The organism is Sphingomonas sp. NIC1 (genome assembly GCF_001638925.1).
In the GTDB taxonomy this organism is placed as follows: domain Bacteria; phylum Pseudomonadota; class Alphaproteobacteria; order Sphingomonadales; family Sphingomonadaceae; genus Sphingomonas; species Sphingomonas aquatilis.
The window spans coordinates 1,779,313-1,793,563 of sequence record NZ_CP015521.1 but is presented as its reverse complement, the minus strand read 5'-3'; the positions used below and the strand labels follow the sequence as shown (position 1 = coordinate 1,793,563).

The window sequence follows — 14,251 nt, the reverse complement described above, 5'->3', positions numbered from 1 at the left end:
CCCCACCGGCCGATCTCGCTGACGCTCGACTTAACGCGAGTAGAACTCGACGACCAAGTTCGGCTCCATCTTCACCGGATAGGGCACCTCATCCAGCGTCGGCACGCGGACGAAGGTCACCTTGGCGTTGCCGTCCGGCGCGACGTAATCGGGGATTTCACGCTCGGCGAGGTTCTGCGCCTCGAGCACCAGCGCCATTTCCTTGGCCTTGGTGCCCAGCGTGATCTCGTCGCCGACGAAGCAGCGACGCGACGCGACGTTGCACTTCACGCCGTTGACGCGGACGTGACCGTGGCTGACCAGCTGGCGCGCCGCGAAGATCGTCGGCGCATACTTGGCGCGATAGACGATCATGTCGAGACGCTGCTCGAGCAGGCCGATCAGGTTCTGGCTGGTGTCGCCCTTCATGCGGGCGGCTTCGTGGTAGCACGCACGGAACTGCTTTTCCGTGACGTCGCCGTAATAGCCCTTCAGCTTCTGCTTGGCGCGCAGCTGGATGCCGTAGTCCGACACCTTGCCCTTGCGGCGCTGGCCGTGCTGGCCCGGGCCGTATTCGCGCTTGTTGACCGGCGACTTCGGACGGCCCCAGATGTTCTCGCCGAGACGACGGTCGAGCTTGTGCTTGGCGCTATGGCGCTTCGACATGATACTTCCTTGGCAACTGTAACGACGTGATCCCAACCGCGACGAATCACGATCGGGGCTGATCCCGGTTTCGCGCTGCTGATCCCGAAGGAAGGCAGGCCCACCGCTTCACCGGGGTGCGGGGGCTGTTGCGAAGGCGAGCGCCTAGCCGAGGGGGGCGAGCGTGTCAATCGCGGGGGTGGAGCCGCAGGCGTCGATCAGCGATTGGGGATCGTGCCGCTGCGCGCATCGTTGGCGCGACGTGCGTCGCTGGCGGCACGACCGTTCGCTTCGTCGATCTGCGCCCATTGCGCCTTGGTGTGGCAGGTGCGCACGGGCAGGTACGACCCGATCGGCAGCTCGCGGCGGCAGATCGGCTTGTCCGCCGCGGGCGTCTGCGCCGGGTCTGGCGTTTGCGTCGCCGTGGCGATCAAGGCGAGGGCGATCAGGGACATGGGCAAAGCCTCCGGGCCAAAAGAGGCAGCAGTCATGACGCAATTCCGCCGCTCAGGGAAGCGCCGATGCTCGACAAGTCCCGCAGCCCCGCTACAGAAGCGCGCATGACGACGACCCTGCCCGGCCCCGATTGCACCACCATGACCGAGGTCCGCGCGGGCGTCGACCAGGTCGATCGCGAGCTGGTCACGCTGCTCGCCCGCCGTTTCGCCTATATGGACGCCGCCGCCCGCATTAAGCCCGCGCGCGGCGCGGTGCGTGACGAAGGCCGCAAGGCGCAGGTGATCGCCAATGCCCGTGCGGCGGCGGAGGCAGCGGGGCTGCCCGGCGACGTGATCGCGGATCTGTGGGAGCAGCTGGTCGAAGCCTCGATCGCCTATGAGCTGACGCAGTTCGACGCGCGGGCGGCGAACATGGACAAGATGAACACCTGAACGGAAACGTTCCGGTCCCATCGTTTCGGTTTTTTGCATCACTGACAAAGAGCGGGTCATGGCCGTTGTCGGCATATGGCACGGTGCGGCCCCTAGACTATGGCCTGGCGTGTAGGACAGCGGTAACAGCGCGGCCTAAGATCGTCATTTTATTACAGTGACTTGACCTGTGGCTTTGATGGCAGGGCGCGGCTTTCGATCCAACACGCGCGGCGCAGCGGGAGGAAGGACGGCGCCCCAATCTCCCCGTCACCCCGGACTTGGTCCGGGGTCCACTGGGCCGCTGGGGCAACATTCGAGCCTCCAGACTCCCCCCTCGCCGCGGAGTGGACCCCGGAACGAGTCCGGGGTGACGGGGAGATTGGGGCCACGCCCCATCCCGACCATCGGCCGTCGTTCCCGCGAACGCTGAAACCCAGATGGGCTGCCCTTCCGGCTCCATCCGCAACGTTAGCGTGTCTGGATTCCCGCCTTCCCGGGGATGACGAACCGAAGGGCGATAGGCCCGCCGCCCTACCGCTCGCTGCGTCGTTCCTTCGCTCCATCCAGCGCCGACAGCACGCCGCGCAGCGTGCGCACTTCCTGCGACGACCAGCCGGGCTTGGTGAGCAGCGTCCGTAGCGTCCGCCGCGTCGCGGGCACGCGGTCGGGCGGGAAGAAGAAGTTCGCCCGCTCCAGCATGTCGTCGAGCTGTGCGATCATCCCGTCCAGCTCGGTCTGCGGTGCCGGGGCGTCGATCTCGGTCAGCGACGGCTGGGCGAGGCTCACGCCCTTCGACCATTCGTAGGCGACTAGGATGACCGCCTGCGCAAGATTGAGGCTGCCGAATTCGGGGTTGATCGGCACAGTGATGATCGTGCGGGCGAGCGCCACGTCGTCCGTCTCCAGCCCCGACCGCTCCGGCCCGAAAAGGATGGCGGAGCGTTCGCCCGCGCCATGGATGGCTTTCGCGGCGACTTCGGGCGTCACCACCGGCTTGGTGATGCCGCGCTTCCTCACCGTGGTCGCATAGACGTGCGCGCAATCCGCGATCGCGTCCTGGACGGTGTCGTAGACGCGCGCGCGTTCCAGCACGAGGTCGGCGCCGCTCGCCGCCGGGCCCGCCTTGGGGTTGGGCCAGCCGTCGCGCGGGGCGACGAGGCGCATGTCGGTTAGCCCGAAATTGAGCATCGCGCGCGCGGCCTTGCCGATGTTCTCGCCAAGCTGCGGGCGGACCAGGACGATCGCGGGGAGATTGGTGTCGCTCATGCGCCGCGTCCTGCCTGTTCGACCGACCCGGCGAACTCCTCGAAATCGCGCGCCTCGCTGAAGTCGCGATAGACGCTGGCGAAGCGGATATAGGCGACCGAATCGAGGCCCTTCAGCCCCTCCATCACCAATTCGCCGATCCGCTTCGACGACACTTCGCTCTCGCCCAGCGTTTCCAGCTGGCGCTGGATGCCGCTGATCAGCTTTTCGATGCGCACGGGTTCGATCGGGCGCTTGCGCGTCGCGATCGCGATCGAGCGTTGCAGCTTCTCGCGCTCGAACGGCTCGCGGCGCGACCCGCCGTCGCCCGCGCTCTTCACGACCCACAGGTCGCGCAGCTGGATGCGCTCGAACGTCGTGAAACGCGCGGCGCACCCTTCGCACTGGCGCCGGCGCCGGATCGCCGCCCCGTCTTCCGTGGGGCGGCTGTCCTTTACCTGGCTGTCTTCATGACCGCAGAACGGGCAACGCATAAATGGTCGTACGCGTCCTCAGATCTTGTTGCGGCGGGCATAGGCGACGCCCGCGCCGACCAGCGCACCCAGCACCGGGCCGACGAACGGCACGGGGATCGCCACCACGGCGCCGATCGCACCGTATTTGGCCATCTTCTTGCCCAGGCCGGGCGTGTTCTTCACGGTGCTCTGCACCTCGTCGATCTTCGACATCTGTTATCCTTCGTAGATGGGGAAGCGCGCGCAGAGGTTGCGCACACGGTCCCGAACGTTCGCCTCGACGTCGGGGTCCCCGTGTTCGCCCTTCTTTGCAAGACCGTCGAGCACGTCGGCGACCATGTTGCCGATCTCGCGGAACTCCGCCGGGCCGAAGCCGCGCGTGGTGCCGGCGGGCGAGCCGACGCGGATGCCGCTGGTCTTCATCGGCGGCAGCGGATCGTTGGGGATGCCGTTCTTGTTGCAGGTGATGCCTGCACGCTCCAGCGCCTCGTCCGCGTCCTTGCCCGTGATGCCGAGCGGGCGCAGGTCAATGAGCGCGAGGTGCGTATCGGTGCCGCCCGCAATCACGTCGGCGCCGCGCTCCTTCAGCGTGGCGGCCAGCACCTTGGCGTTCTCGACCACCGCGGCGATGTAGCTCTTGTATTCGGGGCGCAGCGCCTCGCCGAACGCGACCGCCTTGGCGGCGATGACGTGCATCAGCGGGCCGCCCTGCAGGCCGGGGAAGACCGCCGAATTGATCTTCTTCGCAATGGCCTCATCGTCGGTCATGATCATGCCGCCGCGGGGGCCGCGCAGCGTCTTGTGCGTCGTGGTGGTGACGACATGCGCATGGCCGAACGGCGTCGGGTGCAGGCCGGCGGCGACGATGCCGGCGAAGTGCGCCATGTCGACCATGAAATACGCGCCGACCTTGTCCGCAATGGCGCGGAAGCGGGCGAAGTCGATGACGCGCGGATAGGCCGAGCCGCCCGCGATGATGAGTTTCGGCTGATGCTCGACCGCCAGGGCCTCGACCGCGTCATAGTCGATTAGGTGCGTGTCGGGATCGACGCCATATTGCACCGCGTTGAACCACTTGCCGCTCATCGCCGCCTTGGCGCCGTGCGTCAGGTGGCCGCCGGCGTCCAGGCTCATGCCCAGGATCGTCTCGCCCGGCTTGACCAGCGCCAGCATCACCGCACCGTTCGCCTGCGCGCCCGAATGCGGCTGCACGTTGACGAAGCCGCAGCCGAAGATCTGCTTGGCACGCTCGATCGCGAGGCTCTCGACCATGTCCGACGGCGCGCAGCCCTGGTAGTAGCGCTTGCCCGGATAGCCCTCGGCGTACTTGTTGGTGAAGACCGAGCCCTGCGCCTCGAGCACCGCCTTCGACACGATGTTTTCCGACGCGATCAGCTCGATCTGCGTCTGTTCGCGGGTGAGTTCGTGGGCCACGCCGCCGAACACGGCGGGATCGGCATCCGCCAACCCTTGCGTGAAGAAGCCGCTGGAGCGGATGTCACTGAGATCGTTCGGCTGGGTGCTCATGGGATCAATCCTTCTGCGACAGTTTGTCGACACGGGCCTGGTGACGGCCGCCCTCGAACGGAGCGGCGAGAAAGGCTTCGAGGCACGCCTTCGCAAGGTCCGGCCCGATCAGCCGGGCGCCCATCGCGATGACGTTGGCGTCGTTATGGTTGCGCGCGAGGGCGGCGGCGAGCGGTTCGGTGACCAGCGCGCAGCGGCACGCCGGGTTGCGGTTGACCGCGATCGAGATGCCAATCCCCGATCCGCACAACGCCACGCCGAACGCGGCCTCGCCGCGTGCGACCACGTCGGCCAGCTTGTAGCCGTAATCGGGATAATCGACGCGCGCGTCTGTCTCCGGACCCAGGTCGACCACCTCGTGACCCAGCGTGGCGGCGTGCTCCACCAGCAGCGCCTTCAGCGCGACGGCGGCGTGATCGGAGGCGAAGGCGATGCGCAAGGCGAAGCGGCGTCCCGGCTGTGATGAGGAAGCGATGCGCGGCGCCTTAGCGCCACCGTCACGCAAATGCCACAGCCGATGCGGGGAAAGGCGCCGGGACGCATGGGAGTGCGGGAACGCCCGCGCCGGTCGCGCGCTTGGACAACATGCATCAAGATCGCACCCCGAGCAGCCGCTGCGTCCGCCTGCGATCCCGCTGGCGATCCGATGCCTGAGCGCTACCCCGCCAGCGCCGAGGCGATCGGCGGCGATGCCGGCAGCCCGGGCATGACCGGCACCGTCGGCGAATCGGCGATGATCCTCGGCTATGCCGGCCTGCTGCCACAGATCGCCGCCGCCGCCACCTGCGCCTTCGACCAGACGACGCAAACGGGTGGCATGTTCGCCTTTGGCTATGCCGCGCTGATCCTCAGTTTCCTCGGCGGCATCTGGTGGGGTTTCGCGATGTGCGCCGGCGTGCGGCAGGGCGAGATCGCCTGTCTGGCGGTCGCACCCTCGATCGTCGCGGCCGGCCTGATCCTGCTGTCGGTTGGTGGCGTCATCTCGCTGGCGCTGGCGCTCGTCCTGTTGGGCGTAGCGGTGCTACTGACGCTGCTGGTCGACCGCCGGCTCACCGCACAGGGGATCACGCCCAGCGGCTGGATGGCGTTGCGCGTGCCGTTGTCGCTGGGCCTGGGCAGCCTCTCGATCATCATCGGCGCCCTGTGCGGGGTATTGGCGGCCTGACACCACAGGACAGCGCCTTACGATCGCTCCCTCCACGACCACCGTTGGTACTGAGCGTGTCGAAGCACACAGCGCCACCAAGCGCGGCGTCGCTCGGGGTAGCGCCCTTCGACAGGCTCAGGGCGAACGGTCGTGCGGCGGCAGTCGCTGGCATGGCTCGCTCGCTGCCTGCCCGCCCCAGGAGGAGGCGGCTCAACGAATACCCACGCAACCACCGTTCGTGCTGAGCCTGTCGAAGCACGGGCTTCACCAGGCGCGACGCCACGTGGAGCGATATTCAGGCGGCGGTCAGGCCGCCTTGCGCAGTTCCAGCCGGCCCCAGATCTCGACCAGTGCTTCCGTGAGTTCGCGCATCATCTCCGGCGTATGGCTCGGACCCGGCGTGAAGCGCAGGCGCTCGGTGCCGCGCGGCACGGTCGGATAATTGATCGGTTGGACGTAGACGCCATATTCCGCGAGCAGGATGTCGCTGATCCGCTTGGCCTTCACCGGGTCGCCGACCAGCACCGGCACGATATGCGTGTCGCCCAGCATCACCGGCAACCCCGCCTCGCTCAGCATCGTCTTCAGCAACGACGCCGACGCCTGCTGGCCTTCGCGCTCGACGCTGGACGCTTTCAGGTGCCGCACGCTCGCCAGCACGCCAGCGACCAGCACCGGCGACAGGCTGGTGGTGAAGATGAAGCCCGGTGCGTAAGAGCGGATCACGTCGATGATCGTCTGGTCCGCGGCGATATAGCCGCCCATCACGCCGAACGCCTTGCCCAGCGTGCCCTCGATGATCGTCAGCCGGTGCGCGACGCCTTCAGCCTCGGAAATGCCGCCGCCGCGCGCGCCGTACATGCCGACCGCATGCACTTCGTCGAGATAGGTCAGCGCGTTATATTTGTCGGCGAGGTCGCAGATCGCGGCGATCGGCGCGATGTCGGCTTCCATCGAATAGACGCTCTCGAACGCGATCAGCTTGGGCACCGCCGGGTCTTCGGCCGCCAGCAGCTCCTCGAGATGCGCGAGGTCGTTGTGGCGGAAGATCCGCTTCTCACAGCCGGCGTTGCGAATGCCAGCGATCATGGAGGCGTGGTTGAGTTCGTCAGAAAAGATCACGCAGCCGGGCAGGATCTTGGCGAGCGTCGACAGCGTCGCCTCGTTCGACACATAGCCGCTGGTGAACAGCAATGCGCCTTCCTTGCCGTGCAGGTCGGCGAGTTCATGCTCCAGATCGACGTGATAGTGCGTGTTGCCGCCGATGTTGCGCGTGCCGCCCGATCCGGCGCCGACGTCGTGCAGCGCCTCTTCCATCGCGGCGATCACGTCGGGATGCTGCCCCATCGCCAGATAGTCGTTCGAACACCAGACCGTGATCGGCTTGGGGCCGTTATGCCCCGCGAAACAGCGCGCATTGGGGAACATCCCCTTGTTGCGGAGGATGTCGATGAAGACGCGATAGCGTCCCTCGGCATGAAGGCGGTCGATCGCCTGGGTGAAAACGCGCGAATAGTCCACGCGCGTGTCCGTGCCGTCGCTGTTCATGGGATGCTCGTGTATCGCGCGGGCGGCGGTGTTGCCAGCGGATAAAACAGGTCAGGGTGATCGAAGGGTTGGGCATTTTGTCCAAGGGGTGGGCGGCGGCCCCGCCCAAAAATCCCCCGTCACCCGGACTAGTTCCAGGGTCCACCGGGCCACGGGGGGATGCTCCGCGCCTCCAGCCGCCCCCCTCGCCGCAGAGTGGACCCCGGAACGAGTCCGGGGTGACGGAGTGAATGGGGCTAGAGCGCCTCCACCACCCCAATCCCGTACCGCGCCAGCGCCGGTTCCAGCGCCCGCTCCGCCGCGCCCAGCCGCGTGAACACCGCGCGATGCACTGGCGCCTCCGCCGGCCAGTCCTGCCCGTCGGTCAGCGCCGCGATCCGCCGCGCGATTCCCGGCCCGCCATCGATGAAGCGCACCCCCGCCGGCGCCACCTCCGCCAGCTCCGGCTCGACCAGCGGGAAGTGCGTGCAGGCGTTGACGATCACATCGATCCGCTCGCCCCCCGGCTGCTCGATCAGCCCGGCGAGCGCCGCCGCGAACCGCTCAGGCGCCGGCACCCGCCCGGCCAGTTTTTCCTCCGCCAGCTCGACCAGCGCCGCCGATCCATGGCGCAACACCGTGCAATCGCCGGCAAAGCGCGCCGCGAGGTCGTCGACATAGGCCTGCCGCACCGTCGCCTGCGTCCCGAGCACGCCGATGACACGCGTGACGCTCATGGCGGCCGCTGGCTTGATCGCCGGCACCGTTCCGACCACGGGCACGTCGAGCGCCGCGCGCACCACCGGCAGCGCGATCGTCGAGGCGGTGTTGCACGCGATCACCACCAGCCGCGGGCGATAGCGTTCGACCAGCCGCCCGAGCAGCGCCGGCACCCGCGCCGCAATCTCGGCCTCGCTTTTCGTACCATAAGGAAACCCAGCCGAATCGGCCGCATAGACGATCGGCGCGAACGGCAGCAGCGCTTGCGTCGGTGCGACCACCGACAGGCCGCCGACACCGGAGTCGAAGAACAGGATCGAACGCATATCCATCGACCGCGTGCATAGCCGCCGCGCCGTCCGCCGCAAGTCCGCCCCCCTTGGCCAAGCCGGTCCGATGCCGCTATGGTGGGGCCAGGCACGAAGGGGCACACTTGCATACAGAAATCCTCTGGATGGCACCGACCGCGGCGCTGGTGCTCGGCTATCTGCTGGGCTCGATCCCGTTCGGGGTGATCCTGACGCGGCTCGGCGGCGCGGGCGACCTGCGCACGATCGGATCGGGCAATATCGGCGCGACCAACGTGCTGCGCACGGGGCGCAAGGGCCTCGCCGCGGCGACGCTGCTGCTCGACCTGCTGAAGGGCGCCGCCGCCGTCTGGCTCGTCAGCTGGCTGTTCCCGGGCGAACAGATGGTCGCCGCGGCCGCCGCGTTCGTCGGCCATTGCTATCCGGTCTGGCTGCGCTTCCGTGGTGGCAAGGGCGTCGCGACGCTGATGGGGATCGTACTGGCGCTGCACTGGCCGATGGGGCTGGTCTATGCCGTCGTCTGGCTGGGGCTACTCGCCACAGTGCGCATCTCGTCGGTCGCGGGCATGGCCGCGGCGGTCAGCGCGCCGGTCAGCGGCGCGATCTTCGGCCGGTTCGATCTCGTCATGCTGCTGCTCGCGCTCGCCGCGATCGTGCTGTGGAAGCATCGCGAGAATATCGAGCGGATCGCCAACGGCACCGAACCGCGCATCGGCGGCGGCAAGCGCGCCGCGGCGGACGGCCCGCAGGACGACTGAGCGTGGCCGAGCGCGATCTCGCGCGCCTTCGCCTGATCCGGACCGCGGGGGTCGGCCCCGTCACCTATCGCCAGTTGATCGCCCGCTTCGGCACGCCCGAAGCCGCGCTCGACATGCTGCCGACACTCGCCCGGCGCGGCGGCGGCAACGCGCCGCGGGTCGCCGACGCGGGACTGGTCGAGCGGGAGCTGGCGACGACGGCCAGACTCGGCGCGCGCTACGTCTTCCTCGACGATGCCGACTATCCGCCGCTGCTCGCCGAGATCGACACCGCGCCGCCCGCGCTGATCGTCCGCGGCGACCTAACCTTGGCCAGCCGCCTGTGCGTCGCGATCGTGGGCGCGCGCAACGCCTCGGCCGCCGCCTGCCGCTTCGCCCGCAGCCTCGCGCACGATCTTGCCGCCGAAGGGGCGACGGTCGTCTCAGGCTTGGCGCGCGGCATCGACACCGCCGCACACGTCGGCGCGCTGCCGAACACGATCGGCGTCATCGCCAGCGGTATCGACGTCACCTTCCCTCCCGAAAACCGGGACTTACAGGAAGAGGTCGCGGCCCGGGCGCTGCTGGTCGCCGAACAGCCGCCCGGCACGCAGCCGCTCGCGCGCAACTTCCCCTCGCGCAACCGCATCATCGCCGGCCTGTCGCTCGGCACCGTGGTGGTGGAGGCCGCGCCCCGCTCGGGCTCGCTCATCACCGCGCGGCTGGCGGGCGAGGCGGGACGCGAGGTCATGGCCGTCCCCGGCAGCCCGCTCGATCCGCGCGCGCAAGGCTGCAACCTGCTGATTCGCGACGGCGCCACGCTGATCCAGACCGCCGCCGACGTCCTCGAACAATTGCGCCCGATCGACCCGCGCAGCGTCCGCGCGCCCTCCTCCAGCTATGGCGGCCCACCCCCCGCAGACGCCGACGACACCGACCGCCGCCGCGTAACGGCGTTGTTAGGCCCGGTCCCAGTGACGGTCGACGAGCTGATCCGCCAAAGCGGCATCGCCCCCGCGATCCTCCAGACCGTATTGCTCGAACTGGAACTCGCCGGCCGGCTGGAACGCCATGCCGGCGGCCGCGTCAGCCTGTCGCTCTAGCCGGCCGCCCGTGCCGCCCAGCGGCCGACGACGATGCTGATGATCGGGCTCACCACCACCAGCACCACCAGTGCCGCGACCCAGGTCACCATGCCAGCGGCGAAGGCGCAGACGCCGATCATCACGGGGATCCAGCTGCGGTGCAGCAGCGGCGTGATCTCATGCGCCCCGATGTCGTCGTCGAGCAGTTCCGGCGAACGCGCGATGACCTGGATCAGATGGCGGTTGAGCAGCCCCAGCAGGATCAGCCAGCCGGTGTAGAACCCGATGCCGACGCGCAGATTGACATATTCGCTGATAATTGCGGTCGGGAACGGCATGAAGGCGACGCCGAGCAGCAGCATTAGGTTCGCTATTACCAGTCGCGGCGTCGCGACACGGAGCAACCCCATCACGTCGTGATGGATGATCCAGAAGCGGCCAAGCACCAGAAAGCTGACGAGGAAGCCCACATAATTGGGCAGCAGCGCCCACAGCGCCTGTCCCAGTTCCGGTCCGGTCGCATGATGCAGCGCGGGCAGCTTCACCTCGACCACCAGCAGCGTCATCGCGATCGCGAAGATCGCGTCCGAAAAGAAGGTCATCCGTTCGAGCTGCACGCGCGCCCGGTGCGCGCGGCGATGGTCGACGCCTGCGCTGCTCATGCCCACGCCTTGTCCTCGACGCCCGTCGATCCCCACATCGGTGTCATCCCCCTGTTGACAGTCGCCCCGGCGGCTTTCCACCCTCGCGCGTACACGTAAGGACCGTAATCGCCGCCATGCAGCTCGTCATCGTCGAATCGCCCGCCAAAGCGAAGACCATCGAAAAATACCTCGGCTCGGATTACCGGGTACTCGCCTCCTACGGCCACGTCCGCGACCTGCCGGCGAAGGACGGGTCGGTGAATCCCGACGAGGGCTTCGCGATGGAGTGGGAGAATTACGCGGACAAGACGAAGCAGCTCAAAGCCATCGCCGATCTGTCGAAGACCGCCGACCGCCTGATCCTGGCGACCGACCCCGATCGCGAGGGCGAGGCGATCAGCTGGCACGTGCAGGAGGTACTGAGGGGTCGCAAGGCGCTGCCCAAGGACGTCCAGCGCGTCACCTTCAACGCGATCACCAAGGCGGCGGTGACGACCGCAATGGCGAACCCGCGCGAGCTCGATACCGATTTGATCGACGCCTATCGCGCCCGCCGCGCGCTCGACTATCTGGTCGGCTTCACTTTGTCGCCGGTGCTGTGGCGCAAGCTGCCCGGCGCCAAATCGGCGGGCCGCGTCCAGTCGGTCGCGCTGCGCCTGATCGTCGATCGCGAGCGCGAGATCGAGGCGTTCCGCGCGCAGGAATATTGGTCGGTCACCGCGAGCATGGAGCAGGACGGCACGCCCTTCACCGCGCGCCTCGTGCAGTGGGACGGCAAGAAGCTCGACCGCCTGTCGATCGGCAATGAGGGCGACGCGCAAAAGGCCAAGGCCGCGGTCGAGGCGGGCCGCTTCTCGGTTCAGTCGGTCGAGACCAAGCCGGCGACGCGCAACCCGCCGCCGCCCTTCACCACCTCGACGTTGCAGCAGGAGGCGGCGCGCAAGCTCGGCTTCTCGGCAGACCATACGATGCGGATCGCGCAGGGCCTGTATGAGGATGGCGCGATCACCTACATGCGGACCGACGGCGTGCAGATGGACGGCAGTGCGATTTCGGCCGCGCGCAAGGCGATCGCCGAGCGGTACGACGGTGGCTACGTCCCCGATTCGCCGCGCCAGTACCAGACCAAGGCGAAGAACGCGCAGGAAGCGCACGAGGCTATCCGCCCGACCGATTTCGGCAAGGACCGCGTCGGCGGCGGCGACCATGCGCGCCTGTACGACCTCATTTGGAAGCGCGCGCTCGCCAGCCAGATGGCCTCGGCGCGCATGGAGCGCACCACGGTCGAGATGGCGGACGGCACGGGGCGCAACGTGCTGCGCGCGACCGGCCAGGTCGTGCTCTTCCCCGGCTTCCTCGCGCTGTACGAGGAAGGGCAGGACGACAGCCAGGACGAGGAAGCGCGCCGCCTGCCGCGCCTGCGCGACGGCGATGCGCCGGCGAAGAAAGACGTGCTCGCCGAACAGCATTTCACCCAACCGCCGCCGCGCTTCTCCGAAGCCTCACTGGTCAAGCGGATGGAAGAGCTCGGCATCGGCCGCCCGTCGACCTACGCCTCGATCATCAAGACGCTGAAAGACCGCAATTACGTCCGCGTCGAGAAGAACCGCTTCTTCGCTGAAGAGAGCGGCCGACTCGTCACCGCGTTCCTCGAGCGCTTCTTCGAAAAGTACGTCGGCTTCGATTACACCGCCGAGCTGGAGGAAGAGCTGGACGACGTGTCCGGCGGCCGCGCACAATGGCAGGCGGTGCTGGAGGCGTTCTGGCGCGACTTCAAGCCGCGCACCAGCGAGGTGATGGAACAGCAGCCCTCCGCCATCACCGCGGAGCTCGACCAGTTCCTCGCGCCCTATCTGTTCCCCGACAAGGCGGACGGCAGCGACCCTCGCCTGTGCCCGAAGTGCGAGGCGGGCAAGCTCGCGCTGCGTGGCGGCCGGTTCGGCGCGTTCATCGCCTGCTCCAATTACCCGGAGTGCAAATACACCCGCCGCTTCGCGCAGGCCGGCGCCGAGGCGGGCGAGGACAGCGGGCCTGAGGGCCTGGGCAAGGACCCGGTCACGGGGCTGGAGGTCGAGCGCAAATCGGGGCGGTTCGGGCCGTACATCCAGCTCGGCGAAGGCAAGGACGCCAAGCGCGCCTCGATCCCCAAGGATCTGCCTGGCGAGCTCGACCTGGAATGGGCGCTGAAGCTCTTGAGCCTGCCGCGTACGATCGGCAACCACCCGGAGACGGGCGAGCCGATCACCGCCTCGATCGGCCGCTACGGCCCCTATCTGGCGCACAGCGGCAAATACGCACGCCTGCAATCGACCGCCGACGTGTTCGAAACGGGGATGAACGCCGCGGTGGTGAAGCTCGCCGAGGCGGCCGCCGGCGGTGGCCGTCCCGCGCGCGGCGCCGCGCGGGCGCCACTCAAGGAGCTCGGCAAGCATCCGCGCACAGAGGCGGAGATCAAGCTGATGGAAGGGCGCTACGGCCCCTATGTCACCGACGGCGAGACGAACGCGACGCTGCCCAAGTCGATCACGCCCGAGGCGCTGACGCTGGAGGAGGCGGCGTCGCTGATCGATGCCCGCGCGGCGGCGGCACCGGCGAAAAAGAAGAAGGCGCCGGCCAAAAAGGCCGCGGCGAAGAAGCCGGCGGCGAAGGATGCAGCCGCCAAGAAACCGGCCGCGAAAAAGGCGCCGGCGAAGAAGAAGGCGGACTGATCCACACGTTCGTCATTCCCGCGCAGGCGGGAATCTAGACGCGCTACCGTCGCGCTTCTTGCCGCAAGGTCAGAGGGTCTGGATTCCCGCCTGCGCGGGAATGACGGCAGTGGGGATAGGGCGCCGCTCCTCCCATCGTCATCCCGGCGAACGCCGGGATCCACGGTGGCGGGGCGGCTGTGGTTCGCGAACCATCGGCGGCGGCGTGTCCATGGATTCCGGCCTGCGCCGGGATGACGAACACGAAGCCGTGTCGAACCGCCTACGCCGCCCGGCGCTGCGTCATCATCAGCCAGGCGCGCGCCTGGCGCTGCGCTTCGGCGATCTCGCGCGCGGTCATGTCCTCGGCCACGTCGGCGCGGGCATCCACCGCGTCCTCAAGGCCCGCGACGGCGGCGAGATTGAACCATTTGTGCGCCTCGATCAGATCGATCCCCGCCCCCGCGGTCCCGGTCTGATAGCACACGCCGAGGTCGAACAGCGCCTCGGGCCGGCCGCGCATCGCGTCGGCGATGCGGCTTTCTAAAAGAAACTGCGCACTCTTGAGACTGTTTGCCATGGATCGCCCCTATTTTTCATGGGGCCACCATGGCGCGCCGACCGCTACGAAATGGTTAACGCGAAAAACACC

At 68.1% G+C, this 14,251-nt stretch carries 16 protein-coding genes; 5 read left to right on the top strand and 11 right to left on the bottom strand.

Features of this window, described 5'->3' with window-relative positions; all coding sequences use genetic code 11:
• Window positions 1-30: 30 nt before the first annotated feature.
• The gene (rpsD, locus tag A7E77_RS08640) at window positions 31-645 is read right to left on the bottom strand and encodes a 30S ribosomal protein S4 (RefSeq protein ID WP_017977340.1); all 615 of its coding nucleotides are present in this window, start codon (window positions 643-645) and stop codon (window positions 31-33) included.
• A 197-nt stretch (window positions 646-842) separates the two neighbouring features.
• Window positions 843-1,079, bottom strand: a complete 237-nt coding sequence (locus A7E77_RS08635; RefSeq protein ID WP_063687244.1) for a hypothetical protein — start codon at window positions 1,077-1,079, stop codon at window positions 843-845.
• A gap of 105 nt (window positions 1,080-1,184) precedes the next feature.
• Here A7E77_RS08635 and A7E77_RS08630 point away from each other — a divergent pair, with 105 nt between their 5' ends.
• Window positions 1,185-1,514: a chorismate mutase gene (locus A7E77_RS08630; protein WP_063689822.1), complete on the top strand. Its 330-nt coding sequence runs from the start codon at window positions 1,185-1,187 to the stop codon at window positions 1,512-1,514.
• 513 nt (window positions 1,515-2,027) lie between these two features.
• Here A7E77_RS08630 and A7E77_RS08625 read toward each other — a convergent pair.
• From A7E77_RS08625 to rpiB, 5 genes are read right to left on the bottom strand one after another with little or no spacing between them, the layout of a single operon-like run.
• Entirely contained in the window at window positions 2,028-2,762 is a 735-nt protein-coding gene (locus A7E77_RS08625; protein WP_043061276.1) for an RNA methyltransferase, read from the bottom strand.
• Window positions 2,759-3,235 carry a transcriptional regulator NrdR gene (gene nrdR / locus A7E77_RS08620; RefSeq protein ID WP_017977335.1) on the bottom strand — a complete coding sequence of 159 codons (477 nt, stop codon included), beginning with the start codon at window positions 3,233-3,235 and terminating at the stop codon, window positions 2,759-2,761. Before nrdR ends, A7E77_RS08625 begins: the two co-directional genes overlap by 4 nt.
• A gap of 18 nt (window positions 3,236-3,253) precedes the next feature.
• On the bottom strand, window positions 3,254-3,430 hold the full coding sequence (locus tag A7E77_RS17930; protein WP_017977334.1) for a small multi-drug export protein: 177 nt from the start codon (window positions 3,428-3,430) through the stop codon (window positions 3,254-3,256).
• A 3-nt stretch (window positions 3,431-3,433) separates the two neighbouring features.
• On the bottom strand, window positions 3,434-4,744 hold the full coding sequence (gene glyA, locus A7E77_RS08615; RefSeq protein ID WP_063687242.1) for a serine hydroxymethyltransferase: 1,311 nt from the start codon (window positions 4,742-4,744) through the stop codon (window positions 3,434-3,436).
• Between the two features lie 4 nt (window positions 4,745-4,748).
• Complete coding sequence (gene rpiB, locus A7E77_RS08610) at window positions 4,749-5,183, bottom strand: ribose 5-phosphate isomerase B (protein WP_043061274.1); 435 nt, start codon at window positions 5,181-5,183, stop codon at window positions 4,749-4,751.
• A 207-nt stretch (window positions 5,184-5,390) separates the two neighbouring features.
• Between rpiB and A7E77_RS08605 the strand changes: the two genes are divergently transcribed.
• Window positions 5,391-5,909, top strand: a complete 519-nt coding sequence (locus A7E77_RS08605; RefSeq protein ID WP_063687239.1) for a DUF3429 domain-containing protein — start codon at window positions 5,391-5,393, stop codon at window positions 5,907-5,909.
• Between the two features lie 288 nt (window positions 5,910-6,197).
• Here the strand turns inward: A7E77_RS08605 and hemA are convergent, their stop codons facing one another.
• Both hemA and murI read right to left on the bottom strand, forming a co-directional pair.
• The gene (gene hemA / locus A7E77_RS08600) at window positions 6,198-7,439 is read right to left on the bottom strand and encodes a 5-aminolevulinate synthase (protein ID WP_063687237.1); all 1,242 of its coding nucleotides are present in this window, start codon (window positions 7,437-7,439) and stop codon (window positions 6,198-6,200) included.
• 236 nt (window positions 7,440-7,675) lie between these two features.
• Window positions 7,676-8,470: a glutamate racemase gene (murI, locus tag A7E77_RS08595; protein ID WP_063687235.1), complete on the bottom strand. Its 795-nt coding sequence runs from the start codon at window positions 8,468-8,470 to the stop codon at window positions 7,676-7,678.
• A 122-nt stretch (window positions 8,471-8,592) separates the two neighbouring features.
• On the opposite strand from murI, the gene plsY reads away from it, so the two are divergent.
• The gene (gene plsY / locus A7E77_RS08590) at window positions 8,593-9,204 is read left to right on the top strand and encodes a glycerol-3-phosphate 1-O-acyltransferase PlsY (RefSeq protein WP_063687233.1); all 612 of its coding nucleotides are present in this window, start codon (window positions 8,593-8,595) and stop codon (window positions 9,202-9,204) included.
• Between the two features lie 2 nt (window positions 9,205-9,206).
• Complete coding sequence (gene dprA, locus A7E77_RS08585; protein WP_063687231.1) at window positions 9,207-10,286, top strand: DNA-processing protein DprA; 1,080 nt, start codon at window positions 9,207-9,209, stop codon at window positions 10,284-10,286.
• Here the strand turns inward: dprA and A7E77_RS08580 are convergent.
• Window positions 10,283-10,930 (bottom strand): TMEM175 family protein, encoded by a 648-nt coding sequence (locus A7E77_RS08580; protein ID WP_063687229.1) that lies wholly within the window; start codon window positions 10,928-10,930, stop codon window positions 10,283-10,285. The genes dprA and A7E77_RS08580 overlap by 4 nt on opposite strands.
• A gap of 116 nt (window positions 10,931-11,046) precedes the next feature.
• On the opposite strand from A7E77_RS08580, the gene topA reads away from it, so the two are divergent.
• Window positions 11,047-13,620, top strand: coding sequence for a type I DNA topoisomerase (topA, locus tag A7E77_RS08575; RefSeq protein WP_063687227.1), 2,574 nt, complete (start codon window positions 11,047-11,049; stop codon window positions 13,618-13,620).
• Window positions 13,621-13,882: 262 nt separating this feature from the next.
• Here the strand turns inward: topA and A7E77_RS08570 are convergent, their stop codons facing one another.
• Window positions 13,883-14,179 (bottom strand): SEL1-like repeat protein, encoded by a 297-nt coding sequence (locus A7E77_RS08570; protein ID WP_018250550.1) that lies wholly within the window; start codon window positions 14,177-14,179, stop codon window positions 13,883-13,885.
• Between the last annotated feature and the right edge of the window lie 72 nt (window positions 14,180-14,251).